General features: G+C 65.2%; 27 protein-coding genes and 1 tRNA gene. 11 read left to right on the top strand and 17 right to left on the bottom strand.

Annotated elements, in window-relative coordinates; genetic code table 11:
- Positions 1-106: 106 nt before the first annotated feature.
- The 3 genes from C0V75_RS05230 to C0V75_RS05220 all read right to left on the bottom strand — a co-directional run bounded on the left by C0V75_RS05230 (position 107) and on the right by C0V75_RS05220 (position 2,047).
- A complete protein-coding gene (locus C0V75_RS05230) occupies positions 107-445 on the bottom strand; it encodes a hypothetical protein (protein ID WP_101919793.1) in 339 nt (112 codons plus the stop codon).
- 102 nt (positions 446-547) lie between these two features.
- Complete coding sequence (locus tag C0V75_RS05225; protein ID WP_101919792.1) at positions 548-1,546, bottom strand: dimethylarginine dimethylaminohydrolase family protein; 999 nt, start codon at positions 1,544-1,546, stop codon at positions 548-550.
- 72 nt (positions 1,547-1,618) lie between these two features.
- Positions 1,619-2,047, bottom strand: coding sequence for an organic hydroperoxide resistance protein (locus tag C0V75_RS05220; protein ID WP_101919791.1), 429 nt, complete (start codon positions 2,045-2,047; stop codon positions 1,619-1,621).
- 112 nt (positions 2,048-2,159) lie between these two features.
- Between C0V75_RS05220 and C0V75_RS05215 the strand changes: the two genes are divergently transcribed.
- Positions 2,160-2,591: a MarR family winged helix-turn-helix transcriptional regulator gene (locus C0V75_RS05215; protein ID WP_101919790.1), complete on the top strand. Its 432-nt coding sequence runs from the start codon at positions 2,160-2,162 to the stop codon at positions 2,589-2,591.
- Here the strand turns inward: C0V75_RS05215 and C0V75_RS23130 are convergent.
- The 4 genes from C0V75_RS23130 to mtgA form a co-directional block, all read right to left on the bottom strand.
- Complete coding sequence (locus C0V75_RS23130) at positions 2,588-2,755, bottom strand: hypothetical protein (protein ID WP_173861032.1); 168 nt, start codon at positions 2,753-2,755, stop codon at positions 2,588-2,590. The genes C0V75_RS05215 and C0V75_RS23130 overlap by 4 nt on opposite strands.
- A gap of 97 nt (positions 2,756-2,852) precedes the next feature.
- The gene (queG, locus tag C0V75_RS05210; RefSeq protein ID WP_101919789.1) at positions 2,853-3,887 is read right to left on the bottom strand and encodes a tRNA epoxyqueuosine(34) reductase QueG; all 1,035 of its coding nucleotides are present in this window, start codon (positions 3,885-3,887) and stop codon (positions 2,853-2,855) included.
- Between the two features lie 75 nt (positions 3,888-3,962).
- Positions 3,963-4,628: a glutathione S-transferase family protein gene (locus C0V75_RS05205; RefSeq protein WP_101919788.1), complete on the bottom strand. Its 666-nt coding sequence runs from the start codon at positions 4,626-4,628 to the stop codon at positions 3,963-3,965.
- 73 nt (positions 4,629-4,701) lie between these two features.
- Positions 4,702-5,451, bottom strand: coding sequence for a monofunctional biosynthetic peptidoglycan transglycosylase (gene mtgA / locus C0V75_RS05200; protein WP_101919787.1), 750 nt, complete (start codon positions 5,449-5,451; stop codon positions 4,702-4,704).
- Between the two features lie 254 nt (positions 5,452-5,705).
- Here mtgA and C0V75_RS05195 point away from each other — a divergent pair, with 254 nt between their 5' ends.
- Together C0V75_RS05195 and C0V75_RS05190 are read left to right on the top strand one after the other, a co-directional pair.
- The gene (locus C0V75_RS05195; protein ID WP_101919786.1) at positions 5,706-5,930 is read left to right on the top strand and encodes a hypothetical protein; all 225 of its coding nucleotides are present in this window, start codon (positions 5,706-5,708) and stop codon (positions 5,928-5,930) included.
- Entirely contained in the window at positions 5,927-6,232 is a 306-nt protein-coding gene (locus C0V75_RS05190) for a type II toxin-antitoxin system RelE/ParE family toxin (RefSeq protein WP_101919785.1), read from the top strand. The genes C0V75_RS05195 and C0V75_RS05190 overlap by 4 nt, the downstream gene beginning before the upstream one ends.
- Before the next feature lie 42 nt (positions 6,233-6,274).
- Here C0V75_RS05190 and gltB read toward each other — a convergent pair whose 3' ends face one another.
- The 6 genes from gltB to C0V75_RS05160 form a co-directional block, all read right to left on the bottom strand.
- Positions 6,275-10,813: a glutamate synthase large subunit gene (gene gltB / locus C0V75_RS05185; protein ID WP_101919784.1), complete on the bottom strand. Its 4,539-nt coding sequence runs from the start codon at positions 10,811-10,813 to the stop codon at positions 6,275-6,277.
- Positions 10,814-10,825: 12 nt separating this feature from the next.
- Positions 10,826-11,524, bottom strand: coding sequence for a hypothetical protein (locus tag C0V75_RS05180; RefSeq protein WP_101919783.1), 699 nt, complete (start codon positions 11,522-11,524; stop codon positions 10,826-10,828).
- 38 nt (positions 11,525-11,562) lie between these two features.
- Complete coding sequence (locus tag C0V75_RS05175) at positions 11,563-12,999, bottom strand: NAD(P)-dependent oxidoreductase (protein WP_101919782.1); 1,437 nt, start codon at positions 12,997-12,999, stop codon at positions 11,563-11,565.
- 164 nt (positions 13,000-13,163) lie between these two features.
- Positions 13,164-13,967 (bottom strand): undecaprenyl-diphosphate phosphatase, encoded by an 804-nt coding sequence (locus C0V75_RS05170; protein WP_101919781.1) that lies wholly within the window; start codon positions 13,965-13,967, stop codon positions 13,164-13,166.
- A 9-nt stretch (positions 13,968-13,976) separates the two neighbouring features.
- A complete protein-coding gene (locus C0V75_RS05165) occupies positions 13,977-14,864 on the bottom strand; it encodes a c-type cytochrome domain-containing protein (RefSeq protein WP_101919780.1) in 888 nt (295 codons plus the stop codon).
- Positions 14,865-14,869: 5 nt separating this feature from the next.
- Positions 14,870-15,856 (bottom strand): complex I NDUFA9 subunit family protein, encoded by a 987-nt coding sequence (locus C0V75_RS05160; RefSeq protein WP_101919779.1) that lies wholly within the window; start codon positions 15,854-15,856, stop codon positions 14,870-14,872.
- Positions 15,857-16,015: 159 nt separating this feature from the next.
- Here C0V75_RS05160 and C0V75_RS05155 point away from each other — a divergent pair.
- The 8 genes from C0V75_RS05155 (at position 16,016) to C0V75_RS05120 (ending at position 21,004) form a co-directional block, all read left to right on the top strand.
- Positions 16,016-16,100 (top strand) — tRNA-Leu (locus tag C0V75_RS05155).
- Positions 16,101-16,223: 123 nt separating this feature from the next.
- The gene (locus C0V75_RS05150; protein ID WP_101919778.1) at positions 16,224-16,838 is read left to right on the top strand and encodes a ribonuclease D; all 615 of its coding nucleotides are present in this window, start codon (positions 16,224-16,226) and stop codon (positions 16,836-16,838) included.
- A complete protein-coding gene (locus C0V75_RS05145) occupies positions 16,819-17,784 on the top strand; it encodes an SIS domain-containing protein (RefSeq protein ID WP_101919777.1) in 966 nt (321 codons plus the stop codon). Before C0V75_RS05150 ends, C0V75_RS05145 begins: the two co-directional genes overlap by 20 nt.
- Positions 17,784-18,398, top strand: a complete 615-nt coding sequence (lptC, locus tag C0V75_RS05140; RefSeq protein WP_101919776.1) for an LPS export ABC transporter periplasmic protein LptC — start codon at positions 17,784-17,786, stop codon at positions 18,396-18,398. The genes C0V75_RS05145 and lptC overlap by 1 nt, the downstream gene beginning before the upstream one ends.
- Before the next feature lie 21 nt (positions 18,399-18,419).
- Positions 18,420-18,929, top strand: a complete 510-nt coding sequence (gene lptA / locus C0V75_RS05135; RefSeq protein WP_254216375.1) for a lipopolysaccharide transport periplasmic protein LptA — start codon at positions 18,420-18,422, stop codon at positions 18,927-18,929.
- Positions 18,926-19,687 (top strand): LPS export ABC transporter ATP-binding protein, encoded by a 762-nt coding sequence (gene lptB, locus C0V75_RS05130; RefSeq protein WP_101919775.1) that lies wholly within the window; start codon positions 18,926-18,928, stop codon positions 19,685-19,687. The genes lptA and lptB overlap by 4 nt, the downstream gene beginning before the upstream one ends.
- Positions 19,688-19,928: 241 nt before the next feature.
- The gene (gene hpf / locus C0V75_RS05125) at positions 19,929-20,507 is read left to right on the top strand and encodes a ribosome hibernation-promoting factor, HPF/YfiA family (protein ID WP_101919774.1); all 579 of its coding nucleotides are present in this window, start codon (positions 19,929-19,931) and stop codon (positions 20,505-20,507) included.
- A 32-nt stretch (positions 20,508-20,539) separates the two neighbouring features.
- Positions 20,540-21,004 carry a PTS sugar transporter subunit IIA gene (locus C0V75_RS05120; protein ID WP_101919773.1) on the top strand — a complete coding sequence of 155 codons (465 nt, stop codon included), beginning with the start codon at positions 20,540-20,542 and terminating at the stop codon, positions 21,002-21,004.
- Here C0V75_RS05120 and C0V75_RS05115 read toward each other — a convergent pair.
- The 4 genes from C0V75_RS05115 to C0V75_RS05100 all read right to left on the bottom strand — a co-directional run bounded on the left by C0V75_RS05115 (position 21,001) and on the right by C0V75_RS05100 (position 26,410).
- Positions 21,001-22,398 carry a nodulation protein NodH gene (locus C0V75_RS05115; protein ID WP_101919772.1) on the bottom strand — a complete coding sequence of 466 codons (1,398 nt, stop codon included), beginning with the start codon at positions 22,396-22,398 and terminating at the stop codon, positions 21,001-21,003. The genes C0V75_RS05120 and C0V75_RS05115 overlap by 4 nt on opposite strands.
- Before the next feature lie 4 nt (positions 22,399-22,402).
- Positions 22,403-24,082, bottom strand: a complete 1,680-nt coding sequence (locus tag C0V75_RS05110) for a beta-1,6-N-acetylglucosaminyltransferase (protein WP_101919926.1) — start codon at positions 24,080-24,082, stop codon at positions 22,403-22,405.
- A gap of 74 nt (positions 24,083-24,156) precedes the next feature.
- Positions 24,157-25,167 carry a glycosyltransferase family 2 protein gene (locus tag C0V75_RS05105; RefSeq protein WP_101919771.1) on the bottom strand — a complete coding sequence of 337 codons (1,011 nt, stop codon included), beginning with the start codon at positions 25,165-25,167 and terminating at the stop codon, positions 24,157-24,159.
- Positions 25,168-25,384: 217 nt separating this feature from the next.
- Complete coding sequence (locus C0V75_RS05100; RefSeq protein ID WP_101919770.1) at positions 25,385-26,410, bottom strand: glycosyltransferase family 2 protein; 1,026 nt, start codon at positions 26,408-26,410, stop codon at positions 25,385-25,387.
- Between the last annotated feature and the right edge of the window lie 2 nt (positions 26,411-26,412).

Genomic DNA, 26,412 nt, shown 5'->3' with positions numbered 1-26,412 from the left:
GGGGCGGGCCGACCAACAGATGAGGGGCGATGCCCGCGATGGCGGGTGTCGCCTTTCTTGCCTTCCGATACCTGCCGTCCCCTGCCCCGTCCGGAGCAGGGCCGCCTCAGTGGAAGCGCACCATCAGCACCATGGCCAGGATCGCGCAGCCAAGACCGGCCATCTCGCGCAGTCCGAAGGGTTCGTTGAACCAGCAAACCCCGATGGCGCAGAGCGCGACGAGGGTGAACATCGCATAGGCCATGCCGGCCTGTGCGATTCCCACGGATTGCATCGCCCCGAACCAGATGAGCGCCGAAAGGACGTAAAGCGCGCAGCCGGAAAGGACGTGATGATGATAGACAGATTGGCCCTGATCGGCGGCCAATTTCAGCAGGATATCCGCAAAAATAACGATAACGGCTGTGGCCAGAACAAGGCCATAGCCCAATGCAACGGACAACATGAACCCCTCTTCAATTGTGGGTCGAGGCACTCAGTCACCCGGAAAGGATCAGACCATCCCGCCTTTTCGTCAAGCCGGTGCGATGGCGGTGATCTGGCGAGGCTAGAGACTGTCCCGGATGAGCGGGGTGGTGGAACAATGCAGCCCGCCGCCGTTCTTCTGCACTTCGGCATAGGGGATGGTGGTCCAGGTGACGCCTGCCGCCGCCAGCCGGTCCAAGGTGCGGTTGGTGGCCCCTTCGGGCATCAGCACCTTGCCGGGCGCGATGGCCAGTGAATTGACGATCCAGCCGTCATCGGCAGGATCGGTTTCGATCCAGCGGATGCCGCGGGCCTTCAAGTCTTCGAGGAAGGAGAAGGGCAGGCCCATGGGATTGAGGATCGCCAGATCGCGGTCGATCATCAGGAAGCTGACATCGAGATGGATGTCATAGCCCACCAGATCGACGATCAGGAGTTCCACCCCCTGGCGCGCCAGCACCTCGCGCACCTGTTCGGCGCCGTCGCGGTTGACGCGGACGCCCACGCCGATGGCGCAGGTCTTTTCGTTCAGCCAGGCGAAGCTGCCGCCTTCCATGACGCCGGTGCCGTTGATCGTGCGCAGGATCGGGATGCCGAGACGGGCGAGGGTGCGGGTGACGGCGAGTTCCTCGCCGCGCCGGATGCGGGCGCCCATGCGGCAGATGATGGCGCCGCCCTTGACCATGATCAGCGGGTCGCGGGTATAGACCTGTTTCAGGCGATTGCCGGCCTCGCCGTCGAGGTAATGGACGATGACGCCTTCCGCCTCTAGCGCGGCGACGAAGGCGGCATGCTGGCGCTGCATCAGGGGGATATCGGGCGGGGTGTCGGACTGGAAATACCAGCCCACGGCGGGGTCGCCGTAAGAGCCGATCTCGGGCAGGCGCTTGGTCGGATCGACGACGGCCATTTCCGGGCCGGGGCGGTGCATCAGGATTTCGCGGATGCGGCCCACGTCATTGTCGATGCCCCAGACCTTGCCCCAGGTGGCGGCAAGTTCGCCGGGGTCTTCGAAGCCTGGTTCGGCCCCGGCGGCGAAGGTCTTGATGGTCTGGGTGTAGATCCAGTGCGGATTGGTCATGGCGGCCCCGAATGATGTTCGGGGCCAGCCTATGCCCGGCGAAGGCGGGGCCGCAAGCGGCCCCTGCCCGGATCAGGCGAGAACGGTTTCCACGGCGATGTTGCCCTTGGTCGCATTGGAATAGGGGCAAATGAAATGACCGCGTTCGACGATCTTTTCGGCAACCGCGCGATCAAGGCCCGGCAGAGCGACGACCAGTTTCACGGTAAGGCCGAAACCGCCATCGGAGCGGGGACCGATGCCGACATGGGCGTTGACGGTGGCATTGTCCGGCACGGTGCCCAGCTTTTCGCTGCTGGCGGCAAAGCGCATCGCGCCGAGGTAGCAGGCGGCATAGCCGATGGCGAAAAGCTCTTCCGGGTTATGGCCCGCGCCGGACCCGCCGAGTTCCTTGGGGCTGGTCATGGTGACGGTCAGCTTGCCATCCGCCAGTTTCGCCAGCCCGTTGCGGCCACCGCCGGTGGCCTGCGCTTCGGTCCAGTACTTGGGATCAACACTCATCGGTCTTCCTCCATCCATGTGTGCGATTAAATCGTATGCGATTTAACTACGGCGAGTCGGGGGGTAGAGTCAATCGCTTGCGCAAGGATCGCGTGCGATATATTCATGACGCATGAGTGACACCCTTCCCCCGCCCCAGATGCTGTGCTTTGCGCTGTATTCGGCCGCCCATGCGATGCAGGCGGCCTATAGGCCGCTGCTGGAGCCGCTGGGGCTGACCTATCCGCAATATCTGGCGCTGTCGGCGCTCTGGGCCGAGGACGGGCAGACGGTGGGGCAGATCGGCGCGGCGCTGATGCTGGACAGCAATACGCTGACGCCGCTGCTGAAGCGGCTGGAACAGGCGGGATGGGTGACGCGGCGGCGCGATGCGGCGGATGAGCGGCAGGTTCGCCTGACGCTGACCGAGGCGGGGCGGGCGCTGCGCGAGAAGGCCGCGGCAGTGCCGGGCTGTTTTCTGGAGCGGACAGGGCTGGTGCTGCCTGAGGCGGCCGCGTTGCGCGACGAGGTCGCCGCGCTGCGCGACAGGTTGCGCCCGCGTTAAGCCGTCCGCCCGCGCGAGATGCGCAGGAAGTGGATCAGACGGCTGGAGCCTGCGGCCGGGCGCGGGCGGTGCCACGTTTCGCGCGGGGTGCGGGACAGGCGCAGGAACTGCTGCACGCGGCTGCCGGTGGAGGGGGCGCGCTTGTCGGCGATGTGCTTGGTCATGTCGTCCTCCTGTTCTGGTTGCGTGAGCCTAGCAGGGAATCGGCGGCCGACCTATGGTCATATGCATGGCCTTGCAGGCATCTGCCCAAACCGCGCCTCAGGACAGGCGGGACAGCGCCCATTGTGCGGCTTCGGCCACCGTCGGGTCGGGATCGGCGGTCAGCGCCTGTGCCACGGGGCGCAGGCTGGGCAGGCCGGAATTGCCGATGGCGTAGAGGACGTTGCGGATGAACCGGTCGCGCCCGATCCGCTTGATCGGGCTGCCGGCAAAGCTGGCGCGGAAGGCGGTGTCATCCAGCGTGGCAAGTTCGGCAAGGTCGGGCGCACCGATGCGGGGCTGATAGCCGATCTCGGAGGCCGCCTTGGCGAATTTGTTCCAGGGGCAGATGGCAAGGCAATCGTCGCAGCCATAGATGCGGTTGCCCATGAGGGGGCGGAGGTCGGGGTCCACCGGCCCCTTGTGTTCGATGGTGAGGTAGGAAATGCAGCGCCGGGCATCGAGGCGGAAGGGTGCGGGGAAGGCGCGGGTGGGGCAGATGTCGAGGCAGGCGGTGCAACTGCCGCAATGCTGGGACTCGGGCGCATCCTTCGGCAGGTCGATCGTGGTGAAGATCGCGCCGAGGAAGACCCAGTTGCCAAGATTGCGCGACAGAAGGTTGGTATGCTTGCCCTGCCAGCCAAGGCCCGCGGCCTGTGCCAGGGGCTTTTCCATCACGGGGGCGGTATCGACGAAGACCTTGATCGCCTCGCCCTGCCCGGCCTGATCCAGCAGCCAGCGGCCCAGCCGTTTCAGCCGCCGCTTCACCAGATCGTGGTAATCCTTCCCCTGCGCATAGACCGAGATCGCGGCGCGGTCGGGATGGGAGAGGATGGCAAGCGGGTCGGTTTCGGGCGTATAGGCCTCGGCCAGCATGATGACAGAGCGCGCCTCGGGCCAGAGCGCGGCGGGGTTGCCGCGCCAGTCAGACCGGTCGGCCATCCACTGCATCTGGCCATGGTGGCCCTCGGCGAGGAAGGTCCTCAGGCGGGCGGCGGCTTCGGGGATTGCGTCCGGGGCGCAGATGCCCATGGCGGCAAAGCCTTCGGCGCGGGCCTGGTCTGACAGCCGTTCCTTCAAGCTGGCGGTTTTCATCTTGGCCCCAATACTCTCGGGGGGAGGCGCGGCACGCGCCGTGGGGGGCAGACAGCCCCCCTGCCCGGCCGGGGCCTAGAAATCGAGGTCCGCATAATGCTGTGGCGGCGGGAAGCCCGGCACCTGATCGGCCAGGAGGGTGCGGAAACTGGGGCGGGATTTCACCTTGGCATACCAGTCCTTCACCGTGGCCGAGCGGTTCCAGTCCACATCGGAGATGTAGTCGAGGCAGGACAGATGCGCGGCGGCGGTGAAATCGGCCAGCGTCATCACATCGCCCGCCAGCCAGCGGCGCTGATCCAGCAGCCAGCCGAGATAGTCGATGTGGTACTTGATGCGGCTGGCACCGAACTTGACGTTCTTGCTGTCGGGATAGCCCTGCCCCATCACCTTCTTGTTGACGCGTTCGTAGAGGAGTTTCGAGGTGACCTCGTCATGGAACTTGTCATCGAACCAGGCGCAGAGACGCCGCACCTCGTAGCGCTGTTCGGGGTCGCGGGGCATGAGTTGCGGGGTGGGGACGGTTTCCTCCAGAAACTCGCAAATCGCCTGGCTTTCCGACATCACGCGGCTGTCCCAGCGCAGGACGGGGATCTTGCCGGCAGGGTTGCGGCGCAGGAAATCGGGGGTGGGTTCCCAATAGCGTTCCTCGACCAGTTCCACCTCAAGGCGCTTTTCGGCAAGCGTCAGACGGACCTTGCGGCAAAAGGGCGAGAGGGGAAAGTGATAGAGGCGGATCATGGGATGAATGCAGCCCGGGGGGAAATGTAACGGTCCGGAGTCTCTTGCCCCTTCGGGGGCGGGATTTCAACGGTCATTCCTGAAAACAGGCGGCGCGGCCGTCGGCGGCGATGGTTTCGGCGCCGGAGAGGATGGCGCGGGTTCTTTGGCGGACGAAGTTGGAGGGGTTGGAGGCGGAGCGGCCCTTGGGATCGGGCAGGACGGCGGCAAGGCGGGCGGCCTGTGTCGGGCTGAGGTCCTTGGCATCGACGCCGAAATGGTGCTGCGCGGCGGCCTGCACGCCGAAGACGCCTTCGCCGAATTCGGCGACGTTGAGATAGACCTCGAGGATCCGGCTTTTCGACCAGAGCGTTTCCACCACCGGGGTCAGCGCGGCCTCCATCGCCTTTCTGAGCCAGGACCGGCCATGCCAGAGGAAGACGTTCTTGACCGTCTGCTGGCTGATCGTCGAGGCCCCGCGGTTGGAGCCTTCGGCCACCGCCTCGCGGATCGCGGCCATGTCAAAACCCCAGTGAAGACAATAGTTTGCATCCTCGGCCGCGACGGCGGCGCGGGCCATGACAGGGGCGATATCCTCCATCGGGACCCAGTCCTTCTCGATCCCGCCGAGGCGGATGCTTTCGCCCAACTGGTAGAAATTGATGGGCGGCGGAAGGAAGGAGAAGAGGAGGATGAGGAGGAGGTAAAGCCCCGCGATACCGCCTGCGATCCGGCCCGCCCAGCGCAGGATGCGACGGCGCAGGGGCGCGGCTGCCGGGGCGGGCGCGGCCTTGGTGGCCGCCTTGCGCGGCTTGGCTTTGGGTTTCTCGGGGCTGTCGGTCATGGCCGGGACAAGAACCACGGGCGGGGGGATCGGGTCAAGGCGGGGCGCGGGAGATGGGTGAAAAGGGCCGCATCGGATGTGCCGGATGTTGTGCCGCAAACTGTGCAGCAAACTGTGGCCACGGATCGGGCGGTGGGGGAAGGGTTCGGTAAGGGGTTGGTCACGTCGCGTAGGATGGGCAGTCTTGCCCATGCTGCCGGGCGCGTGCGGGGCCGACAGTTGGCGAGGGGGTGGATTCGGGGTAAGGTGGAAGGATGAACACCGTCACGATTTCCATCGAGGCAGCAACAGAAGCCTGGGCCGAAGAGAAGGCGCGGGCCGAGGGCTATGCCTCTGCGTCCGAGTATGTTGCATTCCTTGTCCAGCGTGAGCGGGATATCGAACATCTGCGGTCCTTGCTGGACGTGGATGAAAGCGATGTCCTTCCGGTGGATGATGCGATCGGGATGGTTCGGGCGGAGATCCGGGCCGCACGGTGAGCGGCGTCACCCTGACGCGGGCGGCTCTGCGCGACCTTGAACGGGTGCGCGATCATCTTATCCAGACAGCAGGTGTGGAGGTCGCGCTTCGGTTCCTCGACGCGTTTGAGAGATGCATCGGTCTGTTGGCCGAGTTTCCGAAAGGCGGAGCGTCGTGGGATTTCGTCGGGCATGGCATCCGGCGGTGGAATGTATACGGTTTTCCCTACGGGCTTTTCTATCGAAATGAGGGGGATCGGGTGGTCATCCTGCGCATCCTGCATTCCGCGCGGGACATTCCTGCAACGTTGCGGGGGCCCTGAGAAAGGGAAAGGCCCCCGGTTTCGCGGGGGCCTTCCTTTGCGTCATTCGGCCGGGACCTTTGCTGCCTCGTCCGAGAGGGGATGGGCCAGATGGGGAAGCATCTCCTTGGGGCAGACCTGGAGGAAGTTGCGCTTTTCCACCTCCCAGTTCGCGAGGATGCGTTCGGCGATGCGGGAGCCGGTTTCGGCCTGGTGGCGTTCGATCAGGCCGCGCAGTTGCGCCTCCCAATGCGGGTGGCCGATGCCGCAGGTGAGGATGGATTCGAGGTTCATGAAATCCTCGGCCATCCCTTCGGGATCATAGACATAGGCCATGCCGCCGGTCATGCCCGCGCCGAAGTTTGCGCCGATCCGGCCAAGGATCACCGCAACGCCGCCGGTCATGTATTCGCAGCCGTTGGAGCCGCAGCCTTCGACCACGACCTTGGCGCCGGAGTTGCGCACGGCGAAGCGTTCGCCCGCCCTGCCGCTCGCGAAGAGATAACCGTCGGTCGCGCCGTAGAGGACGGTGTTGCCGATGATCGTGTTCTCTTCGGCCTTGAGCGGCGAGGACATGAGCGGGCGCACGGTGATCGTGCCGCCCGAGAGGCCCTTGCCGACATAGTCGTTGGCGTCGCCCTGCACCTCGATCTTCAGACCGCGCACGGAGAAGGCGCCGAGCGACTGGCCGCAGGAGCCGGTGAGCTTGACGGTCAGGTGATCGGGTTGCAGGCTGTTCTTCATCCCGAACTTCTTGACGATATGCGAAGAGGCGCGGGTTCCGATGGTGCGGTGGGTGTTCCGCACGGCATAGGAAAGCTGCATCTTTTCGCCGTCTTCGAAGAAGCGGTGGCCGTCCTTGATGATTTCGGCATCCAGCGTATCCGGCACCGCATTGCGCGGCTTGGACCGGTCGTAGGTGATCTTGGACGCGCCATCGACGGTGATGAGGAGCGGGTTGAGGTCGAGGTCATCCAGCGCCGCATGGCCCCGGCTGACCTGCGTCAGCAGATCGGCGCGGCCGATGATTTCATCCAATGACCGCGCGCCGATGGAGGCGAGGATTTCCCGCACTTCCTGCGCGTAGAAGGTGATGAGGTTGACCACCTTGTCGGCCGAACCCGTGAACTTCTGGCGCAGCGCCTCGTTCTGGGTGCAGACGCCGACGGGGCAGGTGTTGGACTGGCACTGGCGGACCATGATGCAGCCCATGGCGATCAGGGCGGCGGTGCCGATGCCATATTCCTCGGCCCCCATCATGGCGGCCATGACCACGTCGCGCCCGGTGCGGAGGCCGCCATCGGTGCGCAGCGTGACGCGTTCGCGCAGGTTGTTCATGGCGAGGACCTGATGCGCCTCGGTCAGGCCCATTTCCCAGGGGAGGCCTGCGTATTTGATGGAGGTGGCCGGAGAGGCCCCGGTGCCGCCGTTGTGGCCCGAAATCAGGATGACGTCGGCCTTGGCCTTGGCCACGCCTGCGGCGATGGTGCCAACGCCAGAGGCCGAGACCAGTTTCACGCAGACCTTGGCGCGCGGGTTGATCTGTTTCAGGTCATAGATCAACTGGGCGAGGTCTTCGATGGAATAGATGTCGTGATGCGGCGGCGGCGAGATCAGCGTCACGCCCGGCGTCGAATGGCGCAGGCGGGCGATGAGGGCGGTGACCTTCATCCCCGGAAGCTGGCCGCCTTCGCCGGGCTTCGCTCCTTGCGCGACCTTGATCTCCAATTCCTCGCAGGCGTTCAGATATTCGGCGGTGACGCCGAAGCGACCTGAGGCGACCTGCTTGATCTTGGCCGACGGGTTGTCGCCATTGGGTTCGGGGGTGAAGTGGGCCGGGTCTTCGCCGCCTTCGCCAGAGTCGGATTTCGCGCCGATGCGGTTCATGGCGACGTTGAGGGTCTTGTGCGCCTCGGGGCTGAGCGCGCCCAGCGACATGCCAGGGGTGACGAAGCGCTTGCGGATCGAGGTGATGGATTCGACTTCCTCGATCGGGACGGGCTTGCCCAGCGGTTTGATATCCAGAAGGTCGCGGATGTGGATGGGCGGGTTGGCGCGCATCGCGGCGGAGTATTGCTTCCAGATGTCATAGCTGGCGCGGTCGCAGGCGGATTGCAGCATGTGCATCGTCTGCGCTTCCCAGGCGTGCTTTTCGCCGGAGCGGCGGGCCTTGTAGAAGCCGCCGATGGGCAGGACGTCGGCCCCGCCGAGCCAGCCTTTGGCGTGGACTTCCTCCAGTTTCTGTTCGATCCCCGTCAGGCCGATGCCTGAGATGCGCGAATGCATGCCGGGGAAGTATTCGGCCACCATGGCGCGGGAGAGACCGACCGCTTCGAAGTTGAGGCCGCCGCGGTAGGAGGAGATGACCGAGATGCCCATCTTGGACATGATCTTCAAAAGCCCTGCGTCGATGGCGTCGCGGTAGCGGCGCATGGCATCGGTGAGGGTGCCGTCGAGAAGGCCGCGCGAGATGCGGTCGGCGATGCTGTCCTGTGCAAGGTAGGCGTTCACCGTCGTCGCGCCGCAGCCGATGAGGACGGCGAAGTAATGCGGGTCGATGCATTCCGCCGAGCGGACGTTGACGGAGCAGAAGGTCCGCAGGCCCTTGCGGGTGAGCCAGCTATGCACCGCGCTGGTGGCGAGGATCATGGGCATCGGCACGCGGTCCGGCCCCTGATGCTGATCCGTCAGGACGAGGTGGCCGGCGCCGGAGCGGACGGCATCCTCGGCCTCGGCGCGGATGCGTTCCAGGCCCTGCCGCAGGTCGTCGAGTTCGGGCGAGACGGGGAAGGTGCAGTCGATGAAGGCGACCTGATCGCCGAACTGGCGGACCATCACGTCGAATTCGGCATTGGCGATGAAGGGGCTTTCCAGAACGAGGATCTCGGTCTGGCTGCTGTTTTCATCCAGCACGTTGCGGAGGTTGCCGAAGCGGGTTTTCAGCGACATGACGCGCCCTTCGCGGAGCGAGTCGATGGGCGGGTTGGTGACCTGGCTGAAGTTCTGGCGGAAGAAATGCGACAGCGGGCGATAGACCTTGGAGAGGACGGCCGCCGGGGTGTCGTCGCCCATGGAGGCGACCATTTCCTTGCCATCCTCGGCCATGGGGGCGAGGACCTGTTCCAGTTCTTCGACCGTGTAGCCGGCCGCGATCTGGCGGCGGCGGAGGTCGGCGCCTGCGAAGAGGGGCGTTTCCGGCACGTCGCGCAGCAGGCTGTTCAGATCGACGATCTTTTCGATCCATTCGCCATAGGGCTGGCTGGAGGCCAGTTTGTCCTTCATTTCGGCGTCGTGGTAGAGTTTGCCTTCGGCCATATCCACCGCGATCATCTGGCCGGGGCCGAGGGCGCCTTTTTCACGGATCGTGGTTTCATCGACGGGGACCATGCCCGCCTCGGACCCGGCGATGAGCATGCCGTCGCCGGTGATGACATAGCGCATGGGGCGCAGGCCGTTGCGATCCAGCCCGCCGCAGACCCAGCGGCCATCTGTCATGGCGAGCGCCGCGGGGCCGTCCCAGGGTTCCATCACGGAGTTGCAATAGGCATACATGTCCGCCCAGGCCTGCGGCATGTCGGTGGTGGTCTTGGACCAGGCTTCGGGCACCAGCATCGTCTTGGCCATGGGGGCGGAGCGGCCGGAGCGGACCAGCACCTCGAACACCGCATCGAGCGCGCCGGAGTCGGAGGTGCCCGAGGGGATGATCGGCTTGATGTCTTCGGCGGCGTCGCCGAAGTTGTTGGAAGCCATCCGGATTTCGTGGCTGCGCATCCAGTTGACGTTGCCCTTCAGCGTGTTGATTTCGCCGTTGTGGGCGAGCATGCGGAAGGGTTGGGCCAGCCACCATTGCGGGAAGGTGTTGGTGGAATAGCGCTGGTGGTAGATCGCGAAGGAGGATTCGAAGCGGTCGTCCATCAGGTCGGGGTAGAAGACGGCGACCTGTTCGGCCAGCATCATGCCCTTGTAGATGATCGACCGGCAGGAGAGGGAGCAGAGGTAGAGACCCTGAATCTGCGCGGCGACCGCCGCCTTCTCGATCCGGCGGCGGATGATGTAGAGTTCGCGTTCGAACTGTTCCTGGTCGATGTCCTTTTCGCAGCGGATCAGGATCTGTTCGATTTCGGGGCGGGTGGCGTTGGCCTTGTCACCCAGAACTTCGGTGTTCACCGGGACGTGCCGCCAGCCATAGATGTAATGGCCCATGCGCAGGACTTCGGTTTCCACGATGGTCCGGCAGCGTTCCTGCGCGCCGAAATCGGTGCGGGGGAGGAAGACCTGCCCGACGGCAATGAGCTTGTTCGGGTCGGGTTCGTGGCCGGTGCGGCGGACCACGTCGTAGAAGAACTTGACCGGGATCTGCACATGGATGCCCGCGCCATCGCCGGTTTTCCCGTCGGCATCGACCGCGCCCCGGTGCCAGACGGCCTTGAGCGCGTTGATACCATTTTCCACGACCTTGCGGGACGGCTTGCCGGAGATCGACACGACAAGGCCCACGCCGCAGGAGGCGTGTTCGTCATCCTGCTTGTAGAGGCCGTTGTCGTGGAGCCATTGCCGCTTGGCCTCTTCGGCCTTCACCCAGGCTTCGTCATAGATCGTCATGGCGGGTTCTCCTTAGGACCGGGGCGGCAGCGGCAGCGACGACATCACGGCGTCGCAGTCGAAGAGCGGTTGGGTGCTGGCGAAGCCTGCCTCGCCGGGGAAGATGAACTGGATGGGCGAACCGTCGATGGGAACGTAATTCCCGTCGCCGCCATCCCATTGCGAGGGGCCGGAAAAGAACAGCCGCCATTCGGGATGGATGTATTCATTGCCGCGCGAGCGGCGCAGGACGTTTCCGGCGAGGTCCGTCTCGGTGAAGTTGAAGGCGGTTTCCTGCAACTCGATCCCGTCGATCACCACGACACGGCCGGTGAGCGTGTCGGCCCCGCGGACGCGGGTGCGTTCACCCGTGTCATCGGAGAGGCCGAAGATGTAATTGTCGCTGCCCGTGGCCAGCAGATCCGAGAAGGAGGCCGGATCGGTGGGGTTCGGGTCGAGCGTCTGGCGGATGGGCGGGTCGATTTCGTAGCTTTCGACCCATTCCGCCTCGCTGTTGATGCGGGAGGAGAAGAAGGGGCCTTCCTGATCGAAATCAGTGCGCCACTGATCGCCGGGGGCATCGGCGGTGCATTTGAAGTGGTTCGAGACGCGGCAGCCCTTGGATTGCACCGTCATGAAGGTGGTGCAGCCTTCGGGGGGCGTGAAGGTGCCCGCCGCCAGCGCCGGGGTGGCGAGGGAGAGGGCGACGAGGGGCAGGAGGACGCGGATCATGCGGGCTGTCCTTGTGCTGCTTCGGGGCGCTGCGGCGGTCATTCTGCCGCGACCTGGGCGGGCTGGGCGAGGTAGGCGAGGATGGCATCCGCCGCTTCGCGCCCGTCGCGGATGGCCCAGACGACGAGAGAGGCCCCGCGCACGATATCGCCTGCCGCATAGACGCCGGGCAGGCTGGTGGCATGTGTCAGGAAGTCGGCCTTGATCGTGCCCCAGCGGGTGACGGCAAGTTCCGGCACGCCCCAGAGGGTGGGGATTTCCTCGGGTTCAAAGCCCAGCGCCTGCACCACCAGATCGGCGGGTTCGATGTAATCGGCGCCTTCGATGAGTTCGGGCGACTGGCGGCCGGTGGCATCGGGCGCGCCGAGGCGCATCTTCTGCACCATGACGCCTTCGACATGGTCGCCGCCGGTGAAGCCCTTGGGGGCGGTGAGCCAGACGAATTCGACCCCTTCCTCTTCGGCGTTCTGCACTTCGCGCTGCGACCCCGGCATATTGGCGCGGTCGCGGCGGTAGAGGCATTTGACGGAGGTCGCGCCCTGGCGGATGGCGGTGCGGACGCAATCCATCGCCGTGTCGCCGCCGCCGATGACGACGACGCGCTTGCCTGCGGCGTTGAGTTCGCCGCTGTCGAATTCGGCAACGTCATCGCCGAAGCTCTTGCGGTTGGAGGCGGTGAGGTAGTCGAGCGCCTTGACGATGCCCTTGGCGCCCACGCCGGGGGCGGAGATGTCGCGCGCCTTGTAGACGCCGGTGGCGATGAGGACGGCGTCATGCTGGCCGCGGATGGCGTCGAAGCTGATGGTTTCACCGACAGTGCAGTTCATCACGAATTGGACGCCCGCCTCGGCCAGTTGGTCGATGCGCTGCATGACCACGGGCTTTTCCAGCTTGAAGCCGGGGATGCCGTAGGTGAGCAGACCGCCCGCGCGATCATAGCGGTCATAGACGGTGACCTGCACGCCCTTGCGGCGGAGCATGTCGGCGGCGGCAAGGCCGCCGGGGCCTGCGCCGATGATGCCGACGGATTCGGTGCGTTCGGCATGGGGTTTGATGGGCTGGACCCAGCCGTTTTCCCAGGCGGTATCGGTGATGTATTTTTCGACCGAGCCGATGGTGACGGTGCCGTGGCCGGATTGTTCGATCACGCAATTGCCTTCGCAGAGCCGGTCCTGCGGGCAGATGCGGCCGCAGATTTCGGGGAAGGTGTTGGTGGCCTGCGAAATCTCATAAGCCTCTTGCAGCCGGCCTTCGGCGGTGAGGCGGAGCCAATCGGGGATGTTGTTGTGCAAGGGGCAATGCGACTGGCAGTAGGGGACGCCGCATTGGCTGCACCGTCCGGCCTGTTCGGCGGCCTTTTCGGCGGCGTATTCGCGGTAGATTTCGTGGAAATCCTGCGCGCGCAGATTGGCGGGCCGCTTCTCGGGCGTCTCCTTTTCGACGGTGACGAATTGGAGCATGCGGTTCTTTGCCATGAGGGCGCCCTTTCCGACCGGGGTTACCTGGGTGCGCCTTCATACTTTGGTGGGGAGCGGAATAAAAGTCAGTATGTTTGACCTAAATGGCGGTTTTCTTTCGGTTGGGTCAAAACTGCTGTCTATTTGTGCTGAAATTAGGTCAGTATGCGTTCCTATTTTGCCTAGAAACCCAGCGAAAGCAGGAGAAGGGCGACCGATCCGACGATGATTCGCCACCAGCCGAAGATTGCAAAGCCGTGGCGCGAGACGAATTCCAGCGTCCAGCGCACCACGAGGACGGCGGAGAGGAAGGCCAGGGCGAAGCCGACGGCGATGTCGGTGAGGGCGGAGAAGTCGAGGATGTCGCGGCTTTTCCAAAGGTCATAGGTGAAGGCCCCGGCCATGGTGGGCATGGAGAGGAAGAAGGAAAATTCGGCCGAGGCGCGCTTGTCCACGCCCAGGAGGCGGGCGCCGACGATGGTGGCGCCCGAGCGGCTGACACCGGGGATCATGGCGAGGCACTGGATCAGGCCGATGGAGAGCGCCTTGCGGAAGGGGAGCCGCATCGCATCGTCATGGATGGGCGCGGGGGCGATGCGGTCGATCACCAGGAGGACGAAGCCGCCGAGGATGAGCATTGTGGCGATGAGGACCGGGGTTTCGAAGAGGACGGTCTTGATGATGTCATGCGCCAGCACGCCGATCAGGGCGGCGGGGAAGAAGGCGAGCAGTATGGAGGCCACGAAGCGGGCGGAGGCCGGGTCGGTGTGGATGGTGGCGGCGACCTTCCAGAGCTTGGCGGCATAGACGGTGAGGATGGCCAGCACCGCGCCAAGCTGGATGACCACCTCGAAGGTGCGGCCGGGGCTGTCGAAGCCGAGGAAATGGCCGATCAGCAGCAGATGGCCGGTGGAGGAGACAGGGATGAATTCGGTCAGGCCTTCGACAAGGCCGAGGATTGCGGCGACGAGGGTGTTCATGTCCATTGGGATTTCCTAGCGGTCGCGCAGGCGGGTGGCGAGGACGGTGCCGTCGGGCTGCACCTCGCCGCGCATCTCGGCCTCGCCGCCGATGGCGGGAAGGTCGTCGAGCCGGGTGGAGCCGTCAACGGTGAAGCGGGCGCCGTCGATTTCATTCTCGCCGGTGAGGATGCCGCGCAGGCGGACGCGGGCGCCGACGGGGATGGGGGCGGCGGTGCCATCGGCGGCGCGGGCACCCTGGGCGATCCAGTCGCGGATGAGGCGGATGTCATCCTCGGGCAGCCAGGGCGGGCCGTCATAAGGCATCCGGGGATCGGAGAGGCCGGTGATGCGCCGCCAGATTTCGGACATTTCCGGATTGCCGGGGACCACCGCCACCCGTTCATCGGCGGCGAGGGCATGTTCCCAGCTATCCAGCCGCAGACCTTCGGGCGGGCCGCCGACCTTGGAATTGTCGGAATGGCACTTGGCGCAGACCTTGAGGAAGATGGGTTCCACATCGGACCAGAGCACATCCTCGCCCGGCGCGGGGCGGGTGCGTTCGGGCAGGGCGGTGAAGGTGGCGGCGCCTTCGGGCATCCCGGCGGCAACCCAATCGGCGACGAGGGTGATTTCCGCCTCGGACAGGAAGGGGGGGCCGTCGAGGGGCATCTGCGGTTCGGCCTGCCCGCGCAGGCGTTGCAGGAGGGGACTCATCGCATCGCCCGCGAGGACGACGGGGCCGTTTTCCGAGCCGTTCAGCACGCCCTGATAGCTGTCGAGATGGAGCCCCAGAGGCGCATCCGTGCCGGAATGGCAGATCACGCAGCGTTCAGCGAAGAGCGCCCCGACCTGGGCGAAGTCGGGGGCATCCTGCGCGAGGGCCGCATTGGCCGTCAGGAAGAAGGCCAGCGCGGCGCGCATGGGGCCTAGACCTTCCGCAGGTTCTTGGCCGATTCCTTGATGGCGGCATATTGGCCCGAGGGGCGGTAGCGCCAGAGATATTCGGGCAGCACCGCCTCCATCGCCGTCGGGGTGATGCCGAGATCGGCAAGGCCCTTCGCGCCCGGGCTGACCACGTTGTCGGCCTTGAGGTTGCGGACCTGATCGCGGGTGATCATGCCGTTCTGGATCAGGCCGAGCGAGAGGGTCTGAAGCAGGTCGAAGGCCCCGCCCATGAGCGTGGCAGCGAAGAAGGGGATGTTGATGACGAGGCGGCGGCGGCGAATGACATGGAGCATCCGGCGCATCAGATCGCGGAAGGTTTCCACATCGGGGCCGCCCAGTTCATAGATGCCGGGCGCGGCCTGGCCGGTGATGCCCTTGACGGCGGCCTGGGCCACGTCATCGACATGGACGGGCTGGAAGCGGGTATTGGCGCCGACGACCGGCAGGATCGGGCCGAAGCGGGCCATGGAGGCGAAGCGGTTGAAGAAGCCGTCTTCGTTGCCGAAGATGATGGAGGGGCGCAGGATCACGGCCTTGGGAAAGGCGGAGAGAACGGCCTTTTCGCCTGCGGCCTTGGTCTGCTGATATTCCGAGGGGCTGTTTGCATCCGCGCCGATGGCGGAGAGGTGGACAAGCTGCGCCACGCCTTCCTCGGCCGCGAGGCGGGCGATGCGGGCGGCGCCGCTGGCCTGCACGGCATCGAAGGTGTTCTTGCCGGAGCGGTTGAGGATGCCCACGCAGTTCACCACCGCATCGGCCCCTTTCATCGCGGCGCGCACGGAGGCATCGTCGCGGATGTTGCAGGCGACGGGTTCGACCTGACCGACGACGCCATAGGGTTTGACGAAGAGCGCGTCATTGGGGCGGCGCACGGCGACGCGGACGCGCCAGCCTTCCTTGGCCATGCGGCGCGCGATGTAGCGGCCGACGAAGCCCGAACCGCCGTAGATGGTGACAAGCTTGTTCATGTCCGGTTCCCCAATTCTTGTTGCGGCGTGATTACACCCTTGCGCCGCGAAGGCCAAGCATCCGCTGTGCCGCAGGGGGTGGAAGAGGGGCGGAAGATTCTTTTTGGCGACCGTTGACAGTGCCTTGGGCCTTCTTTACATCGCCCTCCATCGACTTGGGCCCAGATGGCGGAATTGGTAGACGCACTGGTTTCAGGTACCAGCGCCGCAAGGCGTGGAGGTTCGAGTCCTCTTCTGGGCACCATGTCGATCTAGCGAAGGGGCGCGGGGAAACCCGCGCCCTTTGCCATTCGAGGCCGCGTCTCCGTTGACCCCTGCGCGGGGCGTGGGTAATGCAGCCGAACCCCCTGCCGAAAGGACGCCTGCCTTGGCCATCTTCCTGCATCAGAACGACCTGCCCGATGGCCTGACGCTTGGCCCGATCGTCGCTATCGACACCGAGACGATGGGGCTGGATCCGCGGCGGGATCGGCTGTGTCTGGTGCAATTGTCGGACGGGAAGGGCGATGCGCATCTGGTGCAGATCGCGCGGGGGCAGAACCGCGCGCCCAATCTGGAGCGGCTGCTGACGGACCCGGCCACGCTGAAGCTGTTTCATTTCGGGCGGTTCGATATCGCGGCGTTGCAGAATGCCTTTGGCGTGGTGACGGCGCCGGTTTGGTGCACGAAGATCGCGTCGCGGCTGATCCGGACGTTCACGGATCGGCACGGGTTGAAATACCTGCTGCTGGAACTGGTGGGCGTGGACGTATCCAAGCAGCAGCAGACGAGCGACTGGGGGGCGGAGGTCCTGACCGAGGCGCAGAAGGAATATGCGGCGTCCGACGTGCTGTATCTGCATCCTCTGAAGGAGGCGCTGGAGGCGCGGTTGATCCGCGAGGGGCGTATGGAGCTGGCGCAGCGCTGTTTCGATTTCCTGCCCACGCGGGCGGAGCTGGACCTGCTGGGATGGGAAGAACCCAATGACCTCTTCCACCACTGATTTCCTGGCGACGGGGCAGCGCGTGATCCGCCGCGAGGCGGAGGCTTTGGAGATGTTGGCCGAGGGGCTGGACGGGGCATTCACCGCGGCGGTGGAGATGATCCTGCGCGCGGAGGGCCGGGTGATCGTGTCGGGGATGGGCAAGTCGGGGCATGTGGCGCGGAAGATCGCGGCGACCTTCGCCTCTACTGGCACGCCCGCGCAATTCGTGCATCCGGCCGAGGCGAGCCATGGCGACCTGGGCATGGTGATGCGGGGGGATGTGGCGCTGGTGCTGTCGAACAGCGGCGAGACGCCGGAACTGGCCGATATCATCGCGCATACGCGGCGGTTCGACATTCCGTTGATCGGGGTGGCGGGGCGGGCGGAATCTACCCTTCTGAAGGCGGCGGATGTGGCGATCCTGCTGCCCGCGGCACCGGAGGCCTGCGAAACGGGGATCGTGCCGACGACATCGACGACGATGACGCTGGCGCTGGGGGATGCGCTGGCGGTGGCGCTGATGGAGCATCGGGCGTTCACGCCGGATCAGTTCCGGGTGTTCCATCCGGGCGGCAAGCTTGGGGCGCGGCTGGCGAAGGTGCGCGACCTGATGCATGCGGAGGCGCCGCTGATTTCCCATGACGCGCCGATGAGCGAGGCCTTGCTGATCATGTCGGCCAAGGGGTTCGGCGTGGTGGGCGTGACGGATGGCGAGGGCTATTTGCAGGGGATCATCACCGATGGCGACCTGCGGCGGCACATGGCCGGGCTTCTGGACCTGTCGGCAGGGGATGTGATGACGGCGGCGCCGCGGACCATCGGGCCGCAGGCGCTGGCCGAGACGGCGGTGCGGATCATGAACGAGAAGAAGATCACCTGTCTTTTTGTCGTGGACCCGGAGGGAAGCCAGAGCGTGGCGGGCGTGCTGCATATCCATGACTGCCTGCGGGCCGGGATCGCCTGATGGCGCGGTCGGCGGGAGGGGACGGCTGGTCGCGGCTGGTGGGGCTGCTGAAGGTGGTTCTGCCGCTGGCGGCGCTGGGGGCGCTGTCCACGCTGTTCCTTCTGTCGGACCGGATCAACCCGGAGGATGCGCTGCCTTTTGCCGAAGTGGATGTGGAAGAGCGGCTGCGCGAGCCGCGGATGACCCGGCCCGCCTATGCGGGGATGACGGAGGATGGCAGTGCCATCGAGGTGACGGCGGGCGAGGCGCGGCCGGCGCAGGAGGGCGTGAAGGGGCAATCGGCGGCAGATGTGACCGGCGTGATGACGACGCCGGACGGGGTGGTAACGCATCTGGTGGCGGATGCGGCGAACCTGCCGCAGGACCAGAGCGAGGTGGTCTTTACCGGGAATGTCGTGCTGGATCACGAGACGGGCTATCGCGTGCGGACCGAAGAGATGATCGCGAACCTGCAACGGACCGATGTGCGGTCGGACCTGCCGGTGGTGGCGGATGGGCCTGTGGGGCAGATCACCGCCGATAGGATGCGCCTGACGCAGGATGGGGCTGGCGGCGGCGGGTATCTTCTGGTTTTCAACGGAAACGTTAAGCTGATATACCAACCCCCGAAATGATGCGGATGTATTGAGGACCTGATGCGGCTGGCCCTGCGAGCGATGATCGTCCCGGTGGCGATATGGGCGGCGGCGATGGGGATCGCGTCGGGGGCCTTTGCCCAGACGACGGTGGCCTTGACTGGGCTGAAACAGGATTCGTCGCTGCCGGTCGAGGTGGAAAGCGATGCGTTGCAGGTGGATCAGGGCACGGGCGAGGCGATCTTCACCGGCAATGTGAAGGTGGTTCAGGGCGAGATGACCATCACCTCGGACAGCGCGCGGGTGGAATATACGCCGGGCGGCAACGAGATCGACAAGGTGTTCTTCTTCGGTGGCGTGCTGTTCACCAGCCCCACCGATGCCGCCGAGGGCGAGGAGGCGGTCTATACGCTGGCCTCGGGCGAGGTGGTGATCACGGGCAATGTGCTGCTGACGCAGGGCGCGACGACGATTTCGGGGGCGAAGCTCGTGTACAATCTGGATGCCGGGACCGGGGTGATGGAGGGGCGGGTGCAGACCGTCTTTGTCCCCGGCAGTGGCACACCGTGAAATCGGGGCCCGACCTGACGGTGACGCAGGGGTCTGCCGGGCTGGCGGTGCGGTCGCTGCGCAAGAGCTATAAGCGGCGGCCGGTGATCCGGGATGTTTCGATGCATCTGAACCGGGGCGAGGTGGTCGCGCTGCTTGGCCCCAACGGATCGGGCAAGACGACCTGTTTCTATGCCATTGCGGGGCTTGTGACGCCGGAAGGCGGCGAGGTGCTGATCGACGGGCGGGATGTGACCGTGCTGCCGATGTATCGGCGCGCGCGGCTGGGAATCGGCTATCTGCCGCAGGAGGTTTCGATCTTCCGGGGGCTTTCGGTCGAGGACAATATCCTTGCCGTGCTGGAGATCACCCATTCCGACCGGCACAAGCAGCGCGAGCGGCTGGAAGAACTGCTGTCGGAGTTTTCCATCACCCATCTGCGGCGGGCGCCCGCGCTGGCCCTTTCGGGCGGGGAAAGGCGGCGGGTGGAGATCGCGCGTTGTCTGGCGGCGGACCCGAAATACCTGTTGCTGGACGAACCCTTTGCCGGGGTGGACCCGATCGCGGTGGGCGAGATCCGGACATTGGTTCAGGACCTGAAGGCGCGGGGGATCGGGGTGTTGATCACCGATCACAATGTGCGCGAGACGCTGGAGATCGTGGACCGCGCCTATATCCTGCATGACGGCAAGGTGCTGATGAGCGGGACCACCGACGAGGTGGTGCGCGACGAGATGGTGCGGCGCGTCTATCTGGGCCAGAATTTCCGGATCAGTTGATCGCAGGCGCGGTTCGGGCGGCTTTCCCCTCATCCGCAAGACTCGGTTGACAAGCAGGCCCCGGCGGATGCCAAATACCTGTGATGCGTGTGCAAATCGCCCTGTTCGATCCTGCCTCGACCGCCGCCAAGACGGTAGCTCGCCTTGCAGGAACGGACCTTCGGACCCAAGTCAGATTCAGGAGGCCCAAGTCGCCCTTACAACCGGGGCGGGTGGGCCGGATTCACGCGGAGGACCAACCATGCGTTATCAGATCAGTGGCAAACAGATCGACATCGGAGAGGCGCTGCAAACGCATGTGAAGGCGGAAATGGGCGAGGTGGTGGAGAAATACGCCCAGCGCCCGACCGATGCGGTGGTGATCTTCTCGCGCGTCGCGCATGAGCATGTCTGCGAGGCGACGATCCATCTGTCCACCGGTCTGACGGCACAGGCGAAGGGCCATGCCCCTGAAATCTATGCCGCCTTCGAATCCTGCCGCGAGAAGATGGACAAGCAGCTTCGCCGTTACAAACGGCGGCTGCGCAGCCATCATAGCGCGCGGACGGCCCCTGTTGAATTCGGCGGCGGCTCCGCCTATATCCTCGCGCCAAGCGAGGAGCCCGAGGACGACGACCACAGCACCGACACGCAGCCCATCGTGATTGCCGAAATGGAGACGAAGATTCCTTCGATCACCGTCGGTGAAGCGGTGATGCAGCTTGAGCTGGGCGGTCAGAAGATGCTCGTGTTCCGGAACGAGGGACATGGCGGCGTGAATGTCGTGTACCGTCGAGATGACGGGAACATCGGCTGGATCGACCCGCGCAACAGCAAATGACGCCGATCCGGCGTATAGGAACGACATAAGGCATGGACCTTTCCAAGCTTTTGATCCCCGGCGCGGTGCGCGTCGTCGGACAGCTAACGAGCAAGAAACGGCTTTTCCAGGAACTGGGCGAGCTTGCGGCGCAGGCCTATGGGATGAGCGGGGCGACCGCCATCGACGGGTTGCAGGAGCGCGAGAGCCTGGGGCCGACGGGTGTGGGGCATGGCATCGCCCTGCCCCATGCGCGGCTGGAGGATCTGGCGCAGATCAGGGGCGTGTTCATCCGGCTGGAAAAGCCGCTTGATTACGACAGCGTGGACCGGCAGCCGGTGGACCTTGTCTTCGGGTTGTTCGCGCCGAAGGATTCGGGCGTGGATCATCTGAAGGCGTTGGCGCTGGTCAGCCGGACGATGCGGGATCAGGCGGTGGTGGCAAAGCTGCGCGCCAACAGTGACCCGGCAAAGATCTATGCGATCCTGACCGAGGCGCGATCGACCCAGGCGGCCTAGCGCAGGGGGTAGAAGCCGAGCCCCTGATAATCGCGGGCATAGGCGTCGCGGGCGGCTTCTTCCAGTTCGCCATCGCGGATGGTGTCGAGAAGGGCATCTTCGGCGCTGCGTGGCGGCAGGGGCGGCGGCGCAGGCAGGCCGAATTCGGCGGCGAGGAAGGCCATGCCTTCGGCGAGCCGGTCTTCACGCAGGATCAGGTCGGGCGATTGCAGGGTGGCGAAGCCGTGCAGGAGGGCGGATTGGCTGGCCCATGCGGGATCGGTCTTGAAGGAGGTCTGGCCTGCGAGGTTGCGCTTGAGGAAGCGCAGGAAGGCGAGAAAGGCCGTGCGGCGTTCGGCGGGATCGGTGAAGGGCTGGCCGGGCGCGGGCAGGGCGATGCCGTAGAGGCGCGCGAGTTGCCGCCGCAGATCGCCGGAGAGCGCGCCCTGTTCCAGCGCGCAGAAGGCGTGATGGGCGCGGTTCAGCGGATGGCGCAGGACGGTGAAGCTGCGATGGCCGGGATGGGCGCGGCGCCATTGGCGGAGCGATTTGTGGGTGAACTCTCCCTCAAGGCCGCCGAGGCTGGCGAACCAGTCGAGGATCGGCTGCACCGGCGCGCCCTTGACGGGGAGGAACAGCAGCGGGGCGGTGCGGGCGGCGATGTAGCCGGGGACGGCGGCGCCGCGGCGGGGTTCGAAATTCGGCGTGCGGGCGAGGTTGAACCGGTCAAGCCGCGCAAGGGCCTGTTCCATGGCGGCGGGGTTGGTGACCTTTTCGGCCAGCGGTTCGGGGTTCTGCACGGTGAGCGAGGCATCGACGGAGTCGAGCCGCCCCTCGACCCCGAGGAAGGCGGCGAGGCCATTGAGGACGTCGAGATCGGGGATATCCTCGTAGTCGATCCAGAAGGCCGTCTGGCCGCGCAGCTGTAGGGCGCGCAGGAGGCGGAGCTGGGCCTGCTGCATCTGATCGAGATGGGCGGTGAATTCGGCCGCGTCGAAGCGGGCCTTGGCCTGTTTGAGGTTCTTGGGATTGGTCAGCTTCCACTGGCCGGTGGCCTGCGCGATCTTGAGGCTGACATAGCTTTCCAGCGGGTTGCGGGTGAGGATGATCTTGGCGCAGCGGGGATCATCCATCACCAGATCGAAGATGCGGGGATCGTGGTCGTGGAAGTAGCGGAAGCCCGCTAGGCCCGGCGTGCGGTCGCGCATCCGGCGCAGGAGGAGGGCGGGATCGGCCTCGCGGTCGGCGAAGGTGACGCCGAACATCTCGGTCTGGTCCTTCTTGCCGATGAAATAGGGATTGAACGCCTCGCCATGGCAGGCGAGGCCGGGGATGGCGTTCAGATTGGCTTCGAGGAAGTTGGAGCCGGTCCGCATCTCGGCGAACATGACGAAGGAATCGAACGGGCGGGTCACTGGTTCACTTCACAAGGTAGGGGCGGCCCCGGCGGGATTCGGAGGGACGCGGGTCGCCCGTGGCGGGGAAATCGCCCATCAGGACGGGCTGCATGCCTTGGTTGCGGAGGTTCTGGAGGAACTGGCCGAAACCGGTGAGATCGGTCATCCGGGGGGCTTCGGTCAGGCGGCGGAGGGAGCGGGGGCTGATCTCATCGACGATGGTCTGGAGGGGTTCCATCGGGTTTTCGATGAACTCCGCCAGGTTCCAGACGCGGATGCGCGCCTTCGAGCTGGAATGCCGCAGGATGGCGAGGTGGTCGAGTTCGACCTTCTGAAGGCGGGCGGCTTCGCGGCGGATATCGGCGAAGTTGCGGTTGGATTTGAAGAGCGGGATCGCCCAGGCGCCGGAGATGACGGAAATCTGCGCGTTGGAATCGAGCGCCATGAACCAGTTGAGTTCCTGATTGTCGGCGGGGCCGAACTGGAAGCATTGGCGTTCGCCGCGGGTGGCCCAGATCAGGTTGGCGAGGAAGGATTTCGGGTTGTAGTCGCGCAGGGCGGCGCTGTCGGAGAGGGCGCCGTTGAACACCGCCTCGCCCCCCGCGAATTCGACGCGGTCGGGGGCGAAGAGATGGCCGTGGACGCGGGTGCCGGTGACCTTGGCCAGCCAGCCTTCGAAGCCTTCAAAGACGTCGGAGAAGCCCTGGAACACGGAATAGGCGGCGGCGGTGCGGCCGTTTTCCCAATGTTCGTTGGGAAAACGGCTTTGCATGTAGAGGCCGGGGCGGCCCTTCACGCGGCGTTCGACGGCCTTGGAGAAGAGCCGGTCGATCTTGCCGGGATTGGGTTCGCCGCCGGCCTGCCCTTCGGCATCGTCGGAGAGGAAGGTCGAATAGAGCTTGGTCGCATGGGGCCAGATCTTGCGCGCGACGAAGCAATCGGAGCGGCGCAGGAGTTGGAGGTGGTCGTCATAGAAGATGTGCGGCTTGCCCTGGAAATCGAACTTGGAGAGCGTGAGCGAGCGGCTTTCTACGTTGGAGGAGACCTGGCGGACGAGCGTCTGGAAATAGCTTTCGTCGGGGATCCAGACGCGGCGGAAGTAGCGGTCATAGGTGGCGCGGTCGGGGCCTTGCAGGATGGCCGAAAGTGTCTGGCGGGTGAGGCACCACCATTGGCTGCCCAGATGGGGGACAATGCCGTTGGGGATGCTGCGCTGGAACCCCACGGCGCGTTGCAGTTTCACGTAGCGGTCGAAAAGCCAGCGCTGGGTGCGCCAGGAGAAGGGGAAACGCAGGGTGAAGCGTTCCATGTTGAGACCGCCGATCGTCCAGCCCACCTCTTCGGTGGTGACGGATTCGATGAAATCGGTGCGGGGGCGTTCGTCGAGATAGGCGATGAGTTCCTTGACCGGGCGCAGCGGCAGGCAGGAGCCGGAGGATAGATAGACGTGCCGGACGGAGGGGAATTCTTCCAGCATCACCTCGGACGCGGCCTGGGTGGCGGCGACGATGCCCCAGGTCCCCCATTCGCAGGCGAAGCGTTCGGAAAAGCGGATATTGGGCAGATCGGCAAGGTCGGACTGGAGTTTCTCCACGCTCCATTTCTGGACGCGCTTGTCCACGTGAATGACCACGGGACAGCCGCGTTCGGCCCAGTGTCGGGCGGTATCGGCGGCGCGGTGGAAGGCCGTGTGGCAGAGCATGACGAAGCCGAGCGTGCCGTTCTGCCGCGGCGTGGTGGCGGGAAGGGAGGGGTCGGCGGTGACCGGAAGCGTCGTCATGCCCAGTTCCCCTTGGACATGAGCCCGAGGATTTCGAGCTGGCGCCAGTTGATGTATTTCTCGGACCATTTGCACCACAGGTCCGGCTGGCTTTTCAGCCCGTCGAGATAGGCGCGGTATTCGAGACTGTCGGCATAGTGCTGGTGGCGGGCGAGTTCTTCTTCGGCCTTGAGGGCGAAGGTATCGAGGAACTTGGCATGGAGCAGGCAGCCGGAGGCCTTTTCGCCCCCCCATTCGTCATAGACGAGGTTCAGGCCGCGCGGCAGCAGGCTGTGGGTGGAACTTTTGTAGGCATAGGCGCGGTTCCACTTTACCAGCGGAATCTTGTTCAGCGCGGGCGCCTTTTGCGGTTCATCGGCAAAGAAGGTGCGGGCGCGGGGGCCGCCCTGAATCCAGAGATTGCCGTCGCCGGGATTGCGTTTGACGGAATAGTTGGCGCTGTCGAACCATTGGGCGATTTCGAACGGGTCCTGCCCTTCGCGATAGGGCTGCGCGTCCATCGGCCCCTTGGGATACATGTCCAGAAGCATGGCCGAGAAGGAGCGTATCCCCGAACTCTCCAGCCAGTCCGTCAGGGCGCGGAGGGGGCGGGTTTCGCAGAAGGGATAGACCAGGAATTCGTCCGGATCGACGACGAGAGTCCAGTGGCCATGGCAATACTTGCGTTGCAGCGCGGTGATCCAGTCCATGCCGAAGCGGGCATTCTTGTAGCTGCCGCTGGTGGACCAGAGCGAGACGTCGGGCTGGTTCTGAAGGAATTCGCGCGAGCCATCGGTGGAGCCGTTATCGACGATCAGGAAGTGGTTGACGCCGAGATCGCGGTAATAGCGCAGGAAGAAGGGCAGGCGGATGCGTTCGTTGCGCAGGGTGGAGAGCAGGAGGATGGAATCGCCACGGATGGCCCCGGTGCGGTTGACGACGGAGGAAAGTTCGCGCCGCTTGGCCCAAGCGCGCAGGTGAAGGCGTCTGCGGCGCAGCCTCAGCCGATATGCCCCGACGATTCCCACTGGCCGTGCCGCCCCTACCCTGTGCGATCCCCGCAGCCCTGCCGCGATGACCGTGCCACCCGAAACCCAAACGCCTCTGCCTTTTCTGCGCGATGGCCGCCCCTTTGGGCACGGCATCACGATATTTGGCTGAGTGTAGTATGTGGCATCGGTCAAGTAAACAATTGCTGGACATCGCTACAAGAGGATGTGTCGCATTTGCGGGGCTTCTGTCCCGTCAGATCCAGCCGCCCCGCGACATCAGGCCGAGAGATTCGAGCGCGCGCCAGGTGGTGAGGCGGCGGGAATGCGGGGTCCAGAGATCGGGATTTTCGGTAAGCGCCTCGTAATAGCGATCATAGAGGGCGGAGTTCGAGAAATGCTCGGCCCGGCCCTGTTCGATGCGGGCGCGTTCGACGACGGTATGGAGGAACTTGGTGTGCAGGAGGAGGCCCGAGGGCGCCTCGCCCTCGTCGCGGTCATAGATGCGGTTGAGGCGGGGCGGCAGGAGGGAATGGGTGGAGTTCACCCAGGCGTAGCGCCAGTGCCATCTGACCAGTGGCACCTTGTTCAATGTGGGGGCGCGGCGGGGATCGGCGGCGAAGAAGGCGCGGGCGCGGGGGCCGCCCTGGATCCAGAGATTGCCCATCGGTTGCTGCACGCGGATGCCGTAACCGGCGGGGTCGAACCAGTGGAGGTTGGCGAGCGGGTCTTCGCCGGCGCGATAGGGAAAATCGCCGACCGGTCCCTTGGGGTAGAGATCCAGCATCATGGCGCCGAACATCGGGCGGTTCCCGGCCTCCAGCCATTGGGTGAGGGCGCGGAGATCGCGGCTGTCGCAATAGGGGTAGATCAGGAGTTCATCGGCATCGACGGTGAGGCACCAATGGCCGTGCCCGTGGCGCATCTGCAACCAGGTGAGCCAGTCCATCCCGAAGCGGGAGGCCTTGTAGGAGGCAGAGGTCGTCCAGAGCGATACGTCGGGCTGATCGGCGAGGAGATCGGTGGAGCCGTCGTCGCTGCCGTTGTCCACGATGAGGAAATGGGTGACGCCGAGGCGGCGGTGATGATCGAGGAACCACGGGAGGCGGATCGCCTCGTTCCGGATGGTGGAGAAGGCGAGGATGTCGCCCTTGCGGATGGCGGCGGTCCTGTCCTGACGGGGGGTCAGGTCATGGCGGCTGCGGAAGGCACGGGCGAGGAGCCTGCGCCGTTTCCAGCGCAGGCGGTAGGCTTGCCAGAGGTCTTCGGGTGAGGTGGCCACCC

It is taken from the genome of Tabrizicola sp. TH137, from assembly GCF_002855575.1.
GTDB lineage: Bacteria > Pseudomonadota > Alphaproteobacteria > Rhodobacterales > Rhodobacteraceae > Paragemmobacter.
The sequence above is the reverse complement of the archived record's forward strand: the minus strand, read 5'-3'. Positions and strand labels throughout refer to the sequence as shown.

Excerpts from the sequence above, each read along its gene's own strand:
- C0V75_RS05230 (WP_101919793.1), bottom strand. The coding sequence starts at position 445 with ATGTTGTCCGTTGCATTGGGCTATGGCCTTGTTCTGGCCACAGCCGTT.
- C0V75_RS05225 (WP_101919792.1), bottom strand. The coding sequence starts at position 1,546 with ATGACCAATCCGCACTGGATCTACACCCAGACCATCAAGACCTTCGCC.
- C0V75_RS05220 (WP_101919791.1), bottom strand. The coding sequence starts at position 2,047 with ATGAGTGTTGATCCCAAGTACTGGACCGAAGCGCAGGCCACCGGCGGT.
- C0V75_RS05215 (WP_101919790.1), top strand. The coding sequence starts at position 2,160 with ATGAGTGACACCCTTCCCCCGCCCCAGATGCTGTGCTTTGCGCTGTAT.
- C0V75_RS23130 (WP_173861032.1), bottom strand. The coding sequence starts at position 2,755 with ATGACCAAGCACATCGCCGACAAGCGCGCCCCCTCCACCGGCAGCCGC.
- queG (WP_101919789.1), bottom strand. The coding sequence starts at position 3,887 with ATGAAAACCGCCAGCTTGAAGGAACGGCTGTCAGACCAGGCCCGCGCC.
- C0V75_RS05205 (WP_101919788.1), bottom strand. The coding sequence starts at position 4,628 with ATGATCCGCCTCTATCACTTTCCCCTCTCGCCCTTTTGCCGCAAGGTC.
- mtgA (WP_101919787.1), bottom strand. The coding sequence starts at position 5,451 with ATGACCGACAGCCCCGAGAAACCCAAAGCCAAGCCGCGCAAGGCGGCC.
- C0V75_RS05195 (WP_101919786.1), top strand. The coding sequence starts at position 5,706 with ATGAACACCGTCACGATTTCCATCGAGGCAGCAACAGAAGCCTGGGCC.
- gltB (WP_101919784.1), bottom strand. The coding sequence starts at position 10,813 with ATGACGATCTATGACGAAGCCTGGGTGAAGGCCGAAGAGGCCAAGCGG.
- C0V75_RS05180 (WP_101919783.1), bottom strand. The coding sequence starts at position 11,524 with ATGATCCGCGTCCTCCTGCCCCTCGTCGCCCTCTCCCTCGCCACCCCG.
- C0V75_RS05175 (WP_101919782.1), bottom strand. The coding sequence starts at position 12,999 with ATGGCAAAGAACCGCATGCTCCAATTCGTCACCGTCGAAAAGGAGACG.
- C0V75_RS05170 (WP_101919781.1), bottom strand. The coding sequence starts at position 13,967 with ATGGACATGAACACCCTCGTCGCCGCAATCCTCGGCCTTGTCGAAGGC.
- C0V75_RS05165 (WP_101919780.1), bottom strand. The coding sequence starts at position 14,864 with ATGCGCGCCGCGCTGGCCTTCTTCCTGACGGCCAATGCGGCCCTCGCG.
- C0V75_RS05160 (WP_101919779.1), bottom strand. The coding sequence starts at position 15,856 with ATGAACAAGCTTGTCACCATCTACGGCGGTTCGGGCTTCGTCGGCCGC.
- C0V75_RS05145 (WP_101919777.1), top strand. The coding sequence starts at position 16,819 with ATGACCTCTTCCACCACTGATTTCCTGGCGACGGGGCAGCGCGTGATC.
- lptC (WP_101919776.1), top strand. The coding sequence starts at position 17,784 with ATGGCGCGGTCGGCGGGAGGGGACGGCTGGTCGCGGCTGGTGGGGCTG.
- lptA (WP_254216375.1), top strand. The coding sequence starts at position 18,420 with ATGCGGCTGGCCCTGCGAGCGATGATCGTCCCGGTGGCGATATGGGCG.
- hpf (WP_101919774.1), top strand. The coding sequence starts at position 19,929 with ATGCGTTATCAGATCAGTGGCAAACAGATCGACATCGGAGAGGCGCTG.
- C0V75_RS05120 (WP_101919773.1), top strand. The coding sequence starts at position 20,540 with ATGGACCTTTCCAAGCTTTTGATCCCCGGCGCGGTGCGCGTCGTCGGA.
- C0V75_RS05110 (WP_101919926.1), bottom strand. The coding sequence starts at position 24,082 with ATGCTCTGCCACACGGCCTTCCACCGCGCCGCCGATACCGCCCGACAC.